Raw genomic sequence first — 15,584 nt, 5'->3', positions numbered from 1 at the left:
GATCTTGAACCAGTCGGCGGGACGAATATCCCAATCGAGTTTGCCCAAGCAGCAGTGCGTACTTGTTGCCTGTTTAGCAAGGGCAGCGAGCATTGCGAGAAAGCCCAGTCATCGCTACACCGCAACCGCGTCGCCAGCCTCATCTGCAACCGAACTGCCGGCAACTGCACTCGGCATCGACCACACGCGACTCTCGACAACCGACGGTATGCGCTCCAGAGCCCCAAGCGGCTCGATGCCCATTGCATGTAGCCGTGCCTTGAGTTCGGCTAGCACCTCGTCCTTACGCAGCGACCACGTCGACGCAAAGCACCGCCAAAAGACCCAGCCAGCGCGCTCGAGTATGCGCTGGCGCTGCATGTCTGCCGGCCAGCGGTCCGGCCCGTGGAACTCGTCGCCGTCACATTCGATAGCAAGGCGCGTGTCGTTCGCTCCCTCCACCACCATGTCGATGCGGTAGGCACCAACCTTGACCTGAGGCGTGACGCGATAGCCGAGATCGACGAGCGACGAATACACGTCGCGCTCGAAACCAGACTCACACAGGTCGACGAGGCTCCTTTCCTCCTCGCCGCCCTCCAGCGGCATGGTGAAGTGTTCGACGAGCGTGCGCCGGACGTCCGTCATCGACAGCTCACCGAGCTTGACTGAGCGTACGAGGTACATACGGTCGCGGGCACGGCTGGCGGCGACGTTGAATCGCTGCTCGAAGATCTGTCCGGAGAGCGCGTGATGGCGGGTGGCGTCGGCCACCATGCTCAGGAACATGATGTCGCGCTCGCTGCCCTGGAACACGTAGGCGTCGCCGCAGGCGAACTTTCGGCGATCGAGTTCGGCCAGGTCCACCCGGCTGACCACCAAGTTGTGGATGAACTTGGCCTGCTCTGGCCCCAAGAGCGACACGACCCCGATCGTGCGATTGCGCAGCTTGGGGTTACGCAGGATGGCCTCGATCTCAGCTGCGATGAACTCGGCCTCCATCCGGTTGACGTCCCGGTTGTCCCGCACCCCATGCTCAATGAATACGTCCACGAGCGGTGGGTCGATGCGCTCAGAGGCCTTGGGCACGCGAAGGGGTCGAATCTGGTTCTTGTAGAAGGTCTTGTTGCTGTAGGCGATGATGGGCTGCACGCAACGGAAGTGCTCCGCGAGCATCACGCGCTCGGCCGCAAAGACGGTGGACGCGATGTCGTACAGCGACTTCTCAGGAGTCAGGTCCCGCCCGTAAGGTTGGTCAGAGAGGAAGCGCTCTCGGAGCGCTGCGATCTTGGCTGCCGAGATGAAGCCACCACTCGGTGATACTTGCTTGTCGTCGCCCACCACCAGGATCTTCTTGCCACGTAGCACCGCTGGTAATGCCCAGAGGTCGGACTGGCTGGCTTCGTCCACGATGACCAGGTCAAAGACACCGAGCTGGGCCGGCATGCTCTCGGAGACCTTGGCATGACTCATGATCCAGCAGGGAATGGCGCCTTGAGCGTCGAGCATCGCCTTTTGTGCGTCGCGTCGATAGCGGGTGGCGTTGGGCCCGGTGCCTTGGCCGATCCTCCGGATGGCCACACGGTAGCTCTCCAGGGCGGATAGCACCCTGGCTGATGCCTGGGCCTTTGTCTCAAGCCACGCCGACTTGGCCACCAACTGCTCGTACTGCTGAGCGAGCACTCTCTCGAGGTCGCGGCGGCGTTGTGCGAGCGTCAGGAGTTCATCGCGGGCTTCGATGGTTGCGAGGTGGTTCTTGATGCGCGCCCAGTTCCAGGCATCGCGCCATGAGACAGGCAACACCTCGTCGTCGCCGGTGGGCGGGAGTACTTGAGAACGCAGGCGGGCTGCCCACTTCATCGCCCCGGCGCGCTCGATGCGCGTACACAGGTCGTTGACGGTTGCCAGGCTCGACGACAGCGACTCGACGCGCTTGATCTCACCGATGATCTCCGCATACTGCGCCACGATGCGCTCGGTGGCGACTTCGGGATTGCCGAGCTGCGAGTCGATGAACGCGCGCAGCCGCTCGACCACCGGCCCCGAAGTGCCGGCGAGCTTCTCCTGGAGAATGGCGAGCTGCGCGGCGGCAGTCGCGAGCTCGGCGCGCGTGAGGTGGCGGCGTAGATGTTCGCGCACCATCTGCAGTTGAGACGAGCCGCCAAGGAGTTCGTTCTTCGGCGGCTCGCGAAACACCTTCTCGGCCATGCGAGGCAGATTGGCGTCGTGGGCGATCGCCAGTTCGTGCGCCAGTTTCGCCGCGAGCGCAATCCGCTCGGTCGAGCGCAGCGCCTCTACGTCAGCCTTGACCTCAGGCACCGAGAGTTCCTGCGCGAACTGATTCCATCGCACGGAGAACGACAGTACCCTCTCGTGCAATCGCACATAGCGATGCACATGTACCCAGTCCTCGACTGCTTGGGGCGGTAGTCCGGACACGCGGATGGCACCCACCTGTTCCTTCGCATCACCGTTGCCAAAGCTCATCAACCCGAAGGGCTTGCCCGTCTCGCGCGCCCGCTCGATGGCTTGGACGACCTTCGGGTTGCCCAATGCTTCAGCGGGCAACGCCACAGGCCGCTGCAGGAATGCCGCGCGAGCCTGCACCAGTTCGTCGACCTCGGCCAGCAGTGCCTTCAGCGCCTCCTGTTCGCTGGCGAAGTCCGGGCGTCGGCACTTGGTTCGCAGATCGAAGACCCAGGGGCTCTCCAATTCTTCCAGGTGGTGCACGATCTTGAGCACCTGGTCGACTGCCGCGAGCATGCGGCGGGCTTCATCGAGCACCTCGGGCGTCAAGGCACGCAGCGCCAGCAATTCGCCGTCGGCCTCAGCACCATCGATTTCGCGAATACCCACGAGAGCGTCGTGCAGCTTGGCCACCTCTTCGGTAGGCAAGAGCCCGAAGCTCGAGGGCAGCCGTGAAGAGACGTAGATGAGGTCGGTTCCCAGTCGGCGGCGGGCATCTCTGAGCGTCTGTGCCTCGGCGTCGCTCAGGGGCGGGGCGTGCTCCGGCAATAGCGTCAGATCGTCGTCGAACCAGTCGTGCTGTTGTTGGCCGCAGACGACCAGCTCGGCCATCTTCTGCGCGCGCATCTGCACGCCATCGACCTCGATGCCCGCCAACTGCTGAACGGCAATCTGGTCAACGCGCTTGTCGATACGGGCGATCTCGGCGTGTGCGGCGTCGATCAGCTGCTTGCAGCGCTCAATCTCGTCTTGTATGGCGCGTGTGTTGAGCTGCGACAGGTTGTGGATGATGGCCTCGATGGAGGCCTGGAACTGCCGCATCCCTTCCTTGTCGCCTGAAAGCAGCGCCACTGTCAGTGGCCGCACGTCCTCCGGGATCTTCTCCTGCAGCACGGACAACGCATGCTCGCCCTTGGATGTCACCAGCACCTTGCGCCCAGTGGCGAGGTAGTGACAGATGATGTTGGCGATCGTGTGCGTTTTGCCGGTGCCTGGCGGCCCTTGGACGCAGACGCCAGGAGCGCGCTCGAGCATCTCGACGATGGTCTCCTGCTCTTGGTTATAGGGCAGCGGGAAGTAGAGTTCGCGCGGCTCACCCTTGGCACTGCTGCCGCTGCATAGGCCTCGAAACGAGATGGCCTCGTACTTGACGACCTCATCAGAGGGCGGCGTCACGAGGCAAGCAGGGCCGGCAGGTATCGCATCGCCTGCTTGCAGGCGTGCTTTTAGACGACGGATGTCCTCGACCAGGAAGTTGGCCGAGCGCGGACGAACGAACAACACCCATCCGGCCGTGACGAGCAGTTGGTCGGACGGAGTGGGTAAGTCTTGATAGGCCGGGTCGTAGCGCCCCGCCTTGTCGAGGCTTCCGGCGACGAGCTTCAAGATGGGCTCGAAGCTGCCGATGTCGAACGGCGTGAGCGTGCGTTCCGATTCGCTCTCCAGGAGCACCTTGGCCTGCTTCTCGACTTCGGCCGCTCCCATGACTTGACAGGCGCCAAAGGCGTCGAACTCCAGGCGCGGGGCCACGGCCCTGGGGCGCACCGAAATCGTGTGCGTCTGGGGGTCGAGGTCAATCTCGACGACTTGTGTCAGCAGCGGGTACTGGTAGTCGACGCTGACGCCCTTGCCGTTTCCGTCCTCCGTGCGCGTGCCGGTGAACTTCCAGGCCGACACGCCCATGCCCCAAACCAGTTCCCATGGGTTGGAGGTCTCCTCGGCTTCGAGCCGACCCTTGAGCATGAAGAGATCGCCATAGAGTGCGATGGTGCGGCGCCGGGGTTTCTCCCCTTCGGCCCAGGCCTGCCAAAGCGGTATGTAGTCCGTCAAGGCTCTCGTGACGCGCTCGCGGCGATGCTTGTCGCGAGTGGCCGCGACCTCCTCACTCATCGTACGTCTGTCAGCTGCGAATCGATGTTGCAGCGCCTGCTCGTTGAGGGTCGGCACGGGCCCGCTCGGATCGTCGGAATAGGTGATATAGGGCCGCACCTCCTCGTCAGGAGCAGATGGCGAGGTGGACGCGAGGCGCGCAACCTGCAGCCAGATGTGGTCGCCTTCGACCTTGCGATCAAGGTCGACGCCGGGCAGCCCGGACAGGTCCTTTGGGAAACGCCTGAAGTCGGAGGCGCCCGTGAGAACGTAGGCCCTGGGGTCGATCTCCTTGCCCTGCTCGACGATGTAATCGAGCAGGCGTGTAAGCAAACCGTGTTGCGGGGTCGTCGGCATCAGTCTTCCCTGGGCTGTTCTTCTTTGACGGCAGCGGGCACGGCTATGTGGTGGCGCTTGACGTACTCGAGGATGGCGACCTCGAACACGTTGGCCAACGAGCGGCGCTCGGCCTCGGCGGCGGCCACCCATGCACGCCTGACTTCAGGCGTGAGTTTGATGGTCGCGACTTCGGTCTTGCGTCTGACTCGCGGCATCGCTTTGGTCCCATTCGGTGTTGCAAAAGTATTGCCCTGAAGACGTGCGTTCGTCAATGACGGGAAGAGTTGGGGAAGAAACTCTCGAGGCCGAGTTCGAGCAACACAGCATAAGCCATTTCCAAAGGATTGGTTTCGACACGCATCGCCATGATGGGCATACTCCTTTCTCGAAGTCATGGCGTCAGACCGAGCGCCGCGCACTTCCTGCCAGAGGCGCTAAACGGAATTTACAGAAAGGATGGTACACAACCTCGGTCGCCGTTGCAAGGCAGTCTCCGACCGCAACCCGGGGTCTCTAAGTCCTTGTCAGACAAGGAGGTGGCCTCTGGTTCCCACCACGGGCCGCAGAGAAAAACCGAGAACAGAGAGGCGCTGTCGGGGCGGAAACGGCGCTCGGACGGCGCGCGCGTCCGCAAGGCGCCGCCCGGAAACCGCGCCAATACTGGCGTTGCGGGCATGAAAAAAGGCCAACCGAGATCGGTTGGCCTTGGGGTATTGGTGGAGCCGGGGTCCGCCATTCCCATGTAATGTGCAATTTCTCGTCGTTTCAAATAGTATTGTAAATCAAGGCACCTAGGCTATAATCTGTCTCATCGTGTTTCGTCATGCGTCGTAAAATGATAAGGCAAGCGATAAGGCAGAATTTATGCCAAAGGTAATCAACCGGCTCGCCCCACGGGCGCTGGCGAGGTTGCCGGACGGCTACCACGCCGACGGCCGCAATCTCTATCTGCGGGTGCGCGGTGTCTCGCGTAGCTGGGTACTGCGCTACCGGTTCAACGGCAAGATCAACGAGCTCACCTTGGGGCCGCTCGATGTGCTGGCGCTGGCCGATGCGCGGGAAAAGCGCGACGAGCTCTTGCGCGTGCTCAAGCTCGAAAAGCGTGACCCGGCCGAGACGCTGCGCGTGAAACGTCATGTCGCGCTCACCTTCGCCGAATGCGCCGCCAGGCTCATCGAGGCCAAGCGCGCCGAATGGACGAACGCCAAGCACGTGCAGCAATGGGAAAACACCCTCGCGCAGTTCGCTTTCCCCATCATCGGCCACCTGCGCCCCGCCGAGGTCGAGACGCGCCACGTGCTCGCCATCCTCGAGCCGATATGGACGACGAAGACCGAGACGGCATCGCGCTTGCAGCAACGCATCGCGGCCGTGCTCGACTGGGCGGCGGCCCACGGACTGCGCGGCGGCGAGAACCCGGCGCGGTGGAAAGGCCATCTCGACAAGCTGCTACCGGCCCCGTCCAAGGTGGTCGAAGGCGAGAACATGCCCGCGCTCGACTACGCCGAGGCCGCCGACTTCTGGCGGGTGCTCGACGCCAAGACGAGCATGGCCGCCCGGGCGCTCGCGCTGCTCATCCTCACGGCCGTTCGCCCCCTCAACGTGCGCTTTGCCCAATGGCAAGAGTTTGACTTCGAGGCGCGCGTCTGGCGCATCCCCGGTGCCAGCGACTACGGGCAACGAATGAAGACCAAGCGCCCCCACGCCGTGCCCCTGTCGGCGGCCGCGCTCGCGCTGCTGAACACCCTGCCACGCTTTACCGATTGTCCTTGGGTGTTCCCATCGCGCGGCGGCAAGCCTTTGTCGGACATGGCGCTGACGAAACTATTGCGCGACCTGCACGCGGCCAAGCACGCGGCCGACGGCGTAGGTTGGATCGACCGGCGCCAGGGTGGGCGCGTCATCGTGGCCCACGGCTTTCGCGCCACCTTTCGCACCTGGGGCGAGAACGAGACCCACTATCCCCGCGCACTGCTCGAAGACGCGCTCGCGCATGACTACAAAGGCGAGGTCGAAGCCGTCTATGCCCGCGGCGACCTTGTCGAGAAGCGGCGGCCGCTGATGGAGCAATGGGCAAGGTTCGTCACTACAGGAGCAAACGACGATGGTCGATGACTTGAAACGGTGGCGCAACATCCCCGACGACTTCGTTTTGCCGGTGCCCGAGGTGGCGCGCATCTTGGACGTGTCGGAAGAGGCGATCTATGCGGGCGCGACGAACGGCTTTTATTTTTTGGTTGCGCCGTGCGATCGACCAGCTCTAGCCGTTGATTTTACTTTTTCTTTGGGTAAAGAGTATTCAAGTGAAGAAGAGATGAATGAAGATATTTTTTCTTGGGAAAAATGGCCACAATGGATAGAACTAAGCAGTTCAGATGTTGCTCAATGGATTTTTTCCAAAAAAATCAACATGCAAGAGAGGCGTAAAGAAGCTTTTTTTTATCGGCACAACGTTTTTCTCCACTTCTTGGACACAACACCCCTAAGACCCCCGTTTCTCGGCGTCTCTGGCGCTCTTCTCAAGCGATTCCTCAACGAAGGATTCCCCCCGCCTGCCGATTCCCCCAGAGTGCAGGAAATTGAACCGCCCCCGCGGGAAGATGTCCGCGAGACGATGCGCGCCATCGTCGCCGGACTGCTCGAAGAGGCGGGCGCGGCGTTTCTGATCGAGCGCCCTACCGAGGCCGAAGTGTCCAAGGCATCGGCCTTGCTCCAGGCCATCGGGCAGCACCGCGGGAAGACCATCGCCCCCAAGACGCTATCGCGCTACCTGAGGAATTGGCTACGCGCCGAGGATTGATCACGTTTGAAACCGGACATGTCCAAGCGGCGGCGGACATGTCCAGAAAACCCGGCTCTTGGTGAAATATCTTTGGTGTCGCATTCATTCCTTATGGAGCGGCACCATGCAACGTGTTTTATCCCAATCCGAAGTCTGCGAGCTCATCGGCCGCTCGCGTGTATGGGTTTATCGCCACGCGCGCAACGGCACTTTCCCCGCGCCCCGTATGGCCGGTTCCCGGCTCTTTTGGCTGGCCGAAGAAGTCGAAGAATGGCTGCGCACGGCCCCCGTTCCCACGTGGGCGGCCCGGAAGAGGGCGTGAGCGATGGAGGCCCAAAACGAAACGGCCGCCCCGGGTGGAGCTCCCGAGACGGCCGACAAGAACGAATGCACGCTCGCCCAGTATAGCACCCCTTTGACCCTCGTCGTCTTCGAGGCCGACCGTCCCATCACGAAGACGCTGCGGCTCGACGGTGATGGCGAGCTCGAAAAGAAAACACCCCCGCAAATGGCGCGTGGCAAGGCGCGACGCTACCGGCTCGAGAATGTCGGCGAGTTCGTCGAGATGCTCGAATTCCTGGAACCCCGGCACGCGCTCGCCTTTGGCGAACCTTGCGACCCGGCGCGCGACGAGTTCGCCGTCGTCACCAAGGACAAGTTGCCCGCTGTGACCACCCCCGGCGTCATCGCCCGCTCGCGCGAGTTCTTCCAATGGGCGAACGCCCCCGGCGTGCTGCTGCTCGACTTCGACGCGCCCAAGGACGGCGAGCCCTTGGGGATCGACGCGGCGCTCGGCGCCCTCTTCACGGCGGTGCCCGAGCTCGAGGCCGCCCCGATGGTGATTCGTCCAAGTTCGTCGAGCTGCATTTGGCATGGCGAACGCGAGCTTGCCGGGTTGCGCGGCTTTCACATCTACGTCATCGTCGCGGACGCGCGGCGCATCCCCGAGCTTGGCGAGACGATCAAAGGGCGCCTGTGGCTGGCGGGCTTCGGGCGCTATGAAGTGTCGAAGTCTGGCGCCCTGCTCGAGCGAACCTTGGTCGACGCCAGCGTGTGGCAACCCGAGCGACTCGTCTTCGCGGCGGGTGCGCACTGCATCGCCCCGCTCGAACAGCGGCGCGGCCCGCCGATCGTGCGCCACCCCGAGGCGCCCCCACTCGACGGCCTGCCCCCGCTCACCCAAAGCGAGCGGAAGCGGATCGGCGAGGTGCAGCACGTGGCCCGCCAAGCCGTCGCCCCGCTGGCGCGCGAGAAACGCGAAGCCTTCGCGCAAGAGCTCGCGGACGAGCTCTCGGACGGCACCGACTTAGAGCACGCGGCGCATCTCGCGCAGCAGGCAATCGAGAAAAAAATCCTGCACGGCGACTTTCCCCTCATCCTCGAGGACGGGCGCACCGTCACTGTCGGCGAGGTGCTCGACCATCGCGCCAGATACCACGGCGCCTTGTGCCATGACCCGCTCGAACCCGACTACGACGGCGGGCGGCTGGTCGGCAAGCTCTTTTTGGTCGGCATGCGACCGACGCTAAAATCGTTTGCTCATGGTGGCTCCACTTACAGGCTCATTCGCGCCCCGCGGCGTGTCGAGATCGTGGGCGGGCGCACGCGCGAGCTTGCCGACTGGCTGCTCGAGTATCTGCGCAAAGCCGACGACGTCTTTGATTTTGGCAGCGAGCTTGCCACCGTCAGCGAAGGCCGCGTGATCCCCTTCAAGCGCGAGCGGCTGGCGTACTATCTCGGCGGCGAGTTCCAGTTCTTCGGCAAAAAGAAACAGAGAGACGGAAGCATCGTCGATGAAGACCGCGACCCGCCCCCCAAGGTCATCGACACCCTGCTCGCGCTTGGCGCCGAGCGCAAGCTGAAACCGCTTGAGGCCGTCGTCTCGGCCCCGTTGGTGCGGCTGGACGGCCAGGTGCTCACGGCCCCCGGCTATGATCACGTCTCGCGCTTGTTCTACGACCCCGGCGCCGAGACGCCCCCGATCGTGCCCGAGGCGCCCACGGCCGAAGAGATCGACGCGGCGCTCGACGCGATCATGGCGCCCTTCGAGTATTTCCCCTTTGCCGGGGTGCTCGACCGTAGCGTGCTGCTGGCGGCGCTACTCTCGGCCGTCGAGCGCCCCGTCCTGCCGACCTGCCCCGGCTTTGGGTTCGACGCGCCCGTGCAAGGCAGCGGCAAGACGCTATTGGCAAGCGCCCTATGCGTGCTCGCCACGGGCGAACCCCCGACGATATGGCCCCACGTCAAGAGCGAACGCGGCGACGACGCCGAAGTGCGCAAGCGCTTGACGACGGCGCTGGTGTCGGGCGAGCGGGCGATCGTGTGGGATAACGTGGTCGGCACCTTCGACAGCGCGGCGCTTGCGGCCACGCTCACGGCCCCCATCTATCGCGACCGCATCCTTGGCGTGAGCGAAGCGACGAGCGTACCCAATCGCGCCCTATTCTGCGTGACGGGAAACAATCTCATCCTTTCCGGCGACCTGCCCCGGCGCTTCCTCGTCTGCCGGATCGACCCGCAAAGCGAACGCCCCTTCGCGCGGCGCTTCGCCTTCGACCCGGTGGAGCGGGTGCGGCGGCAACGCCAGCGGCTCGCGGCGGCCGCCTGCGTGATCATTCGCGGCTGGCTGAGCTCGAGCGACTACCGCGACGGCATCCGCGCCCCCGGCAGCACGGCATCGTTCGAGCGCTGGGACGAGCTGGTGCGCCAACCCGTCGCGTGGCTCGCCCGGCGCGACCCGCAACACTGGCGCGACCCGATGGACGCCATCACGGGTGCGACGGCCTCCGACCCCGAGCTCGACAGTCTCGGCGACCTGCTCGAGGCGCTGGCCGCGGCCTTTGGCGCCAAGCCCTTCATGACGCGCGACGTGTTCCAGCGGCTCGAAGGCTACGGGCGCGACCCCGAGCTTGCCGAGGCCTTCGCCGCGTTCCTGGGCGGCGAGCCGCGAAGCGCGAAACAAATCGGCCGCCTGCTGCTCTACCGTCGCGACCGTATCGCCCGCGGCTTGATGCTGCGGCGCCTCGGCGACGACCTTCACGAAAAGGTCGCGAGGTGGATCATTCAGCGGGAGGGGTGACCCTCCACTTTTGCGGGTTTGCGCGGGTTTGCGGGGATTGGTGCACTCCAAAAACTTTTCCTGCAAACCCACCGTGCAGGGTTTGCGCGGATTTGCGGGGATGTTTTCCCTCCTTCGCGCGAGGCGAACAAGACCATTTCTATAGGACGTACACAAAAAGGTTTTGGACTGCCGAGAACCCCGCAAATCCGCCAAACCCGCAAAGTTCTCCAAGAGGAAGGTATGACCACGCTTGACGAGCTCTTCATCCGATCCCGGCGGCGCACCGGCGCGGACGACGCCCCGAAGTGCACCGGCACCGACGGCACCGACGGCGCACGAGCCCACAGCGACGGCAGCACCGACGGCACCGACGCCCCCTTCGTCGGCGCACATGCCACCGACGCCCCGCAACGCACCGGCGGCCCGACGACGGCGCCCACGCCCCGGCATGCACGCCCCGCGGCCACCATCGCCGAGGCACGGCCCGCGGCCACCGACGCCACCCCATCCGCCCCGACGCCCCGGCCTGCCGACGACGCCCCCGCCACCACGTGGCGCATCCGCTACATCGACGGCACCGAGCGCGTCATCGCCTTTTTCCCCGCCAAGACGCGCGAAGAGGTGCTGCACGCCGAGACTGGCGCGGTGGAGGCGGTGGCGCACGCGCCAGGGAAAACGCCACCGGAACGGCCGTTGCTCGAGGACGAGCGCACCCGCATTCGGCGCTGGCTTGAGCTGATCGGCGAGACCGACCCGGCGACCATCGCCAAGGCGGTGGCGGCGGGGGCCGAGGATTCGACGGCGCGGCATTACTACCTGGAGCGATTCCGCGATTGGGAAGAGCGCGCGGCGGTGGCCGAATTCGACGGCGGCTTGCCACGCCCCGAGGCCGAGCGGCTGGCGGTGGCGCAATCGTTCGAGGCCACCGAGGAATCACGCGCGGCACTGCGCGCGGCGCGCCAGGCGTTTGGCGATCCCCTGCCAAGGCCTTGATCACTCCCCCCGTGAAGTGCGCTTACGGCGGCGGTAAGCACGCTTCACGGCCACGCCAAGCGGCGGCAAAAGGTACTCCGACGGGTTCCATGGTTAGGGTGATGCAATCCGCGTTGGTCGGCAGTTTTCGCATCCTGAAACTTGAATATGCCGACGCATCGCGCCGGAATGAGAGACGGCGGGCGGCGATGCGATGCGCTCTTTTTGACGGCTTTAGCGTGACGCTTTCGCCGGTTCAAGCGTGGCGCTTGCGCCGTGCGGCCAGGCTTTGAGGCGGCGTCACCACGCGAACCCTGGAAGAGCACCACCACCCCACGCCAGAAAGAAAAACGGCTTGCGTAGCGGGCTTCTGAGCCATTTTCTCTGGCTGGGATAGGCCATCCTATGGGCGATCCAAGAAAACGGCCTACAGCGGCGCTATGGCGGCGCACGGCCAAGCGCACCTTTTAACCATGGTTGCGACCCAGTTTAACCATGGTTGAAGAGGCAAGGCGCGCGCACCCACGCCAGGAACGGCGGCGGCTGTGGCGACCGGCGGCGGCGGCGGCCGGAAGGCGGTTCATGCCGACCACATCAAAAAAACGGGACGCGCTGCAAGACGATAAGGCAGGAAAAACGATAAGGCAAGTGATAAGGCAGAAATTTTTTGCTTGCCGTTTTTTCCTTTGAAATCAAGCACTTATGCGAATGTGTTGGTGGAGCCGGGGGGAGTCGAACCCCCGTCCGGAAGCCCTCTACAGCCAGGTCTACATACTTAGCCTACCGTTTGAATTTAGCGCCGGTGTGGGTGGGTAGGCTCACCGCACCGACGCGAGCCGCCTTGGTTTTAGGCCCCGAGCCAAGCGGCCCGACCCGGGGACGAGCCTCTGTGAATGACGCTGCGAGATGGCTTACGCCATCATCCGGCCCAGAGGCCAGCCGGTGCAGCGCTCGCCGCCCTCAGGCGGCGAGAGCGAAACGCTCGTCGTTGGCGTTTGTTTGCTTTCCAGTGGATTTACGAGGGGACTGGTCCTCGGTATGCGCTGTGCTGCTTTGCGACCCCCGTCGAAGCCAGGTACGGCCCCATTGGGTTTGCAAGGTATTAGTGCATCGCAGGGCGGAAAAGTTCCGCCGGTGGGTGCACTTTTTTCACGTCGCCTTGCGGGCGGCGAGCAGGTAGTTTACCGCGGTTTCGTCGATCAGGCGATAGGTTTTCGTGAGCGGGTTGTAGCCCAGCCCCTTGAGGGCGACCGGTTCGAGCCCGTGCGATCGCGCCCAGCGGGCGAGTTCGGCGGGGCGGATGAATTTTCCGAAGTCGTGGGTGCCGCGCGGCAGCAGCCTCAGCAGATATTCCGCCCCCAGGATGGCGTGCAGGTAGGCTTTGGGCGTGCGGTTGATCGTGGCGAAGAAGGCCCAGCCGCCGGGGGCGAGCGTCGCGGCGCAGGCGGCGACGATGGATTCGGGGTCGGGGACGTGCTCGAGCAGCTCCATGCAGGTGACGACCTCGTAGGCACCGGGATGTGCTTCGGCGTGGTCCTCTGCGCTCTCTAGGCGGTAGTCCACCGATAGGCCGGATTCCAGGAGATGGAGCTTGGCGACGTCGAGGGCGGCAGCGGAGAGATCGATGCCGGTGACCTTGGCGCCGCGCTGCGCCATTCCTTCGGAGAGGATGCCGCCGCCGCAGCCGACGTCGAGCACGCGTTTGCCGGCAAGGGTGACGTGCGACTCGATCCAGGAGAGCCGCAGCGGATTGATCTCGTGCAGCGGGCGGAATTCGCTCGTCGGATCCCACCAGTGGTGGGCGTGCTCGTCGAATTTGGCGAGTTCCAGCGGGTCGACGTTCGTCATAGCAGTTTCTCCAAAGAAAAACCCCGCCATGGCGGGGTTTTTCGCAGACATCGGATGACCAGAATTACTTGTCGGTGCCGATGACCTGGATTTCGACGCGACGGTCGGGTTGCAGGCAGTCGATGAGTTTCTTGTTGCGGCGGTTTTCCGGGCCCATGTTTTTGCACTTGTCGCCAGTGACGGGCATTTTCTCGCCCTTGCCTTCCGTGTAGACGCGGTTGGCCGGCACGCCTTTGCTGATCAGGTATTTCTTGACGGCGTCGGCGCGGCGCTCGGAGAGTTTCTGGTTGTAGGCATCGCTGCCGATACGGTCGGTATGGCCGACGGCGAGGATGACTTCGACGTTGTATTTGCCGAGTTGCGAGACGATTTCGTCGAGCTTGGCCTTGCCTTCGGGGCGCAGGGTGGCCTTGTCGAAGTCGAAGAGGGTGTCGGCCGCGAGCTTGACTTTCTGCTCGGCAGGTTTCGGCGCGGGACGCGCGACCGGAGCGGCCGGCTTGGGCGGTTCGCATTTTTCTTTGGCGATCAGGTCGGGATCGCAGCTGCAGGCGAGCGGTTTGCCGCTGGCGTCCTTGGCCTGTTCGGCGGCTGCGGGCGACCAGCTGGCGCCTGCCTGCACGCACAGGCCGGAACCCGAGGTGACGACGACGTTGCGGGAGTCGGTGACGTAGGGAACGACGCCTTTCGGATCGACGACGACGTCGGCGGACATCGCGCTCATGGAGAAACCGAGCGTTCCGAGCACGGCGAGCAGCTTGAGGCGGGTGTTTTTAGTCATGGCAGCATCCTTTCTTGTGAAAACGGTTGGGACAAGGTCTGGGATTGCATCCTTGAGTTCATTATACAAGCACTTTTTCAGCGGGTTTGCAACTGAATCCGCTGTCGCCAGTTTTGCGCCAAAGCGGTCAAATGGCTGTTGCTTTCTTGCAACAGAAGTTGGCCGTTGGCCACGCGCCGCCGGCCAGCGACCCAGACGTCGCTGACGTGCTCGCGTCCGGCGACGAAGACGAGATGTGAGCAGGGGTCGTAGCAGGGCTGGGTTTCGACGGCGTCGAGGGCAACGGCGATGAGGTCGGCGGCCTTGCCCGGGCGGATCGAGCCGAGGCGATGTTCCAGGCCGAGGGCGCGGGCAGCGCCGATCGTGGCGAGTTCCAGTGCCTGTATCGCGGGTAGTACTTCGGCGCGTCCTTGGCTGACCTTGGCGAGCAAGGCCGCGTGGCGAATCTCCTGAAAGAGGTCGAGCCGGTTGTTGCTCGCCGCCCCGTCGGTGCCCAGGCCGACGGCGATGCCGGCATCGAGCCACTGGGGTACGGCGGCGATGCCGCTGGCAAGTTTCATGTTGGAGGTGGGGCAGTGCACGAGGGCTACGCCGCGCTCGGCCAGCAGCGCGATTTCGCTCTCGGTGAGGTGCACCGCGTGCACGCCGACGAGCCCCGGTCCCAGCAGGCCGAGGCGGTCGAGCCGCTCCAGGGGGGTCTCGCCGTGGCGTGCGTGTGATTCTTCCCGCTCCTGCGCCGTTTCGAGCAGGTGGATCTGCACCGGCAGGTCGAGCTGGGCGGCGAGGGTGGCGATGCGCTCAAGCGCCGCATCGCCCACCGAATAGGGTGCGTGCGGCGCGAGCAGGAAGGAGACGAGCGGTTCCTCGCGCCAGGCGTCGCGCACGGCGAGCCCTTTGGCGAGCGCCTCGTCGGCGTCGGCCGCGTACGGCGTAGGAAAATCGATGACGGTGATGCCGAGCACCGAGCGCATGCCCATGGTGGTGAAGGCGCGCGCGGCGGCCTCGGGATAGAAGTACATGTCGACGGCGGTGGTGATGCCGCCGCGCAGCATCTCGGCGGCGGCGATCAGCGTGCCGTCGTAGACGAATTCCTCGCTCATCAGGGCCGCCTCGCGCGGCCAGATCGCCTCTTCGAGCCAGCGGCGCAAAGGGAGATCGTCGCCGATGCCACGCAGCAGGGTCATGGCCGCGTGCGTGTGCGCGTTGATGAGGCCGGGCAGCAGCACGTGCTCGGGCAGCTCGACGCGCTCGCGGGGGCGCCAGCGCCGTTCCAGCGCGTCGGTCGGCCCTACGTCGAGGATTTTGTCGCTGCGGATCGCGACGGCGTGACCAGTGAGCAGTGCCCCGGCCGGTTCCATCGGCAGCAACCAGCGGGGGAGGAGGAGGGCATCGGCGGACTGAAGCGCGGTCGGCTCGGGCATCGGCGGGCTCCGGAAGGGGGTTGAACGGCGTGATAAAATAGCGAATTCTACGGATTTGTACGGCGGTTT

General features: G+C 64.4%; 10 protein-coding genes and 1 other RNA gene. 5 read left to right on the top strand and 6 right to left on the bottom strand.

The window, feature by feature from the left end:
• Positions 1-114: 114 nt before the first annotated feature.
• Together EPD82_RS10265 and EPD82_RS10260 are read right to left on the bottom strand one after the other, a co-directional pair.
• A complete protein-coding gene (locus tag EPD82_RS10265) occupies positions 115-4,671 on the bottom strand; it encodes an AAA domain-containing protein (protein ID WP_141056593.1) in 4,557 nt (1,518 codons plus the stop codon).
• Positions 4,671-4,868: a hypothetical protein gene (locus EPD82_RS10260; protein WP_037411672.1), complete on the bottom strand. Its 198-nt coding sequence runs from the start codon at positions 4,866-4,868 to the stop codon at positions 4,671-4,673. The genes EPD82_RS10265 and EPD82_RS10260 overlap by 1 nt, the downstream gene beginning before the upstream one ends.
• A gap of 649 nt (positions 4,869-5,517) precedes the next feature.
• On the opposite strand from EPD82_RS10260, the gene EPD82_RS10255 reads away from it, so the two are divergent.
• The 5 genes from EPD82_RS10255 (at position 5,518) to EPD82_RS10235 (ending at position 11,489) form a co-directional block, all read left to right on the top strand.
• Positions 5,518-6,768, top strand: a complete 1,251-nt coding sequence (locus EPD82_RS10255; protein WP_141056592.1) for a tyrosine-type recombinase/integrase — start codon at positions 5,518-5,520, stop codon at positions 6,766-6,768.
• Positions 6,758-7,453, top strand: a complete 696-nt coding sequence (locus EPD82_RS10250; RefSeq protein WP_141056591.1) for a hypothetical protein — start codon at positions 6,758-6,760, stop codon at positions 7,451-7,453. Before EPD82_RS10255 ends, EPD82_RS10250 begins: the two co-directional genes overlap by 11 nt.
• Before the next feature lie 106 nt (positions 7,454-7,559).
• Positions 7,560-7,757, top strand: coding sequence for a helix-turn-helix transcriptional regulator (locus EPD82_RS10245; RefSeq protein ID WP_141056590.1), 198 nt, complete (start codon positions 7,560-7,562; stop codon positions 7,755-7,757).
• A gap of 3 nt (positions 7,758-7,760) precedes the next feature.
• Entirely contained in the window at positions 7,761-10,514 is a 2,754-nt protein-coding gene (locus tag EPD82_RS10240) for a hypothetical protein (RefSeq protein ID WP_141056589.1), read from the top strand.
• Between the two features lie 222 nt (positions 10,515-10,736).
• On the top strand, positions 10,737-11,489 hold the full coding sequence (locus EPD82_RS10235; RefSeq protein ID WP_141056588.1) for a hypothetical protein: 753 nt from the start codon (positions 10,737-10,739) through the stop codon (positions 11,487-11,489).
• Between the two features lie 693 nt (positions 11,490-12,182).
• Here EPD82_RS10235 and ssrA read toward each other — a convergent pair.
• The 4 genes from ssrA to EPD82_RS10215 all read right to left on the bottom strand — a co-directional run bounded on the left by ssrA (position 12,183) and on the right by EPD82_RS10215 (position 15,515).
• Positions 12,183-12,553: a transfer-messenger RNA gene (gene ssrA, locus EPD82_RS10230) on the bottom strand.
• Between the two features lie 64 nt (positions 12,554-12,617).
• A complete protein-coding gene (gene ubiG, locus EPD82_RS10225; protein ID WP_055424124.1) occupies positions 12,618-13,316 on the bottom strand; it encodes a bifunctional 2-polyprenyl-6-hydroxyphenol methylase/3-demethylubiquinol 3-O-methyltransferase UbiG in 699 nt (232 codons plus the stop codon).
• 64 nt (positions 13,317-13,380) lie between these two features.
• Complete coding sequence (locus tag EPD82_RS10220; protein WP_055424123.1) at positions 13,381-14,094, bottom strand: OmpA family protein; 714 nt, start codon at positions 14,092-14,094, stop codon at positions 13,381-13,383.
• A 77-nt stretch (positions 14,095-14,171) separates the two neighbouring features.
• Positions 14,172-15,515, bottom strand: coding sequence for a TRZ/ATZ family hydrolase (locus tag EPD82_RS10215; RefSeq protein ID WP_141056587.1), 1,344 nt, complete (start codon positions 15,513-15,515; stop codon positions 14,172-14,174).
• Positions 15,516-15,584 lie beyond the last annotated feature (69 nt).

Source organism: Tepidiphilus succinatimandens (genome assembly GCF_006503695.1).
GTDB lineage: Bacteria > Pseudomonadota > Gammaproteobacteria > Burkholderiales > Rhodocyclaceae > Tepidiphilus > Tepidiphilus succinatimandens.
The sequence above is the reverse complement of the archived record's forward strand: the minus strand, read 5'-3'. Positions and strand labels throughout refer to the sequence as shown.

Excerpts from the sequence above, each read along its gene's own strand:
- EPD82_RS10260 (WP_037411672.1), bottom strand. The coding sequence starts at position 4,868 with ATGCCGCGAGTCAGACGCAAGACCGAAGTCGCGACCATCAAACTCACG.
- EPD82_RS10265 (WP_141056593.1), bottom strand. The coding sequence starts at position 4,671 with ATGCCGACGACCCCGCAACACGGTTTGCTTACACGCCTGCTCGATTAC.
- EPD82_RS10250 (WP_141056591.1), top strand. The coding sequence starts at position 6,758 with ATGGTCGATGACTTGAAACGGTGGCGCAACATCCCCGACGACTTCGTT.
- EPD82_RS10235 (WP_141056588.1), top strand. The coding sequence starts at position 10,737 with ATGACCACGCTTGACGAGCTCTTCATCCGATCCCGGCGGCGCACCGGC.
- EPD82_RS10245 (WP_141056590.1), top strand. The coding sequence starts at position 7,560 with ATGCAACGTGTTTTATCCCAATCCGAAGTCTGCGAGCTCATCGGCCGC.
- EPD82_RS10255 (WP_141056592.1), top strand. The coding sequence starts at position 5,518 with ATGCCAAAGGTAATCAACCGGCTCGCCCCACGGGCGCTGGCGAGGTTG.
- EPD82_RS10240 (WP_141056589.1), top strand. The coding sequence starts at position 7,761 with ATGGAGGCCCAAAACGAAACGGCCGCCCCGGGTGGAGCTCCCGAGACG.
- ubiG (WP_055424124.1), bottom strand. The coding sequence starts at position 13,316 with ATGACGAACGTCGACCCGCTGGAACTCGCCAAATTCGACGAGCACGCC.
- EPD82_RS10215 (WP_141056587.1), bottom strand. The coding sequence starts at position 15,515 with ATGCCCGAGCCGACCGCGCTTCAGTCCGCCGATGCCCTCCTCCTCCCC.
- EPD82_RS10220 (WP_055424123.1), bottom strand. The coding sequence starts at position 14,094 with ATGACTAAAAACACCCGCCTCAAGCTGCTCGCCGTGCTCGGAACGCTC.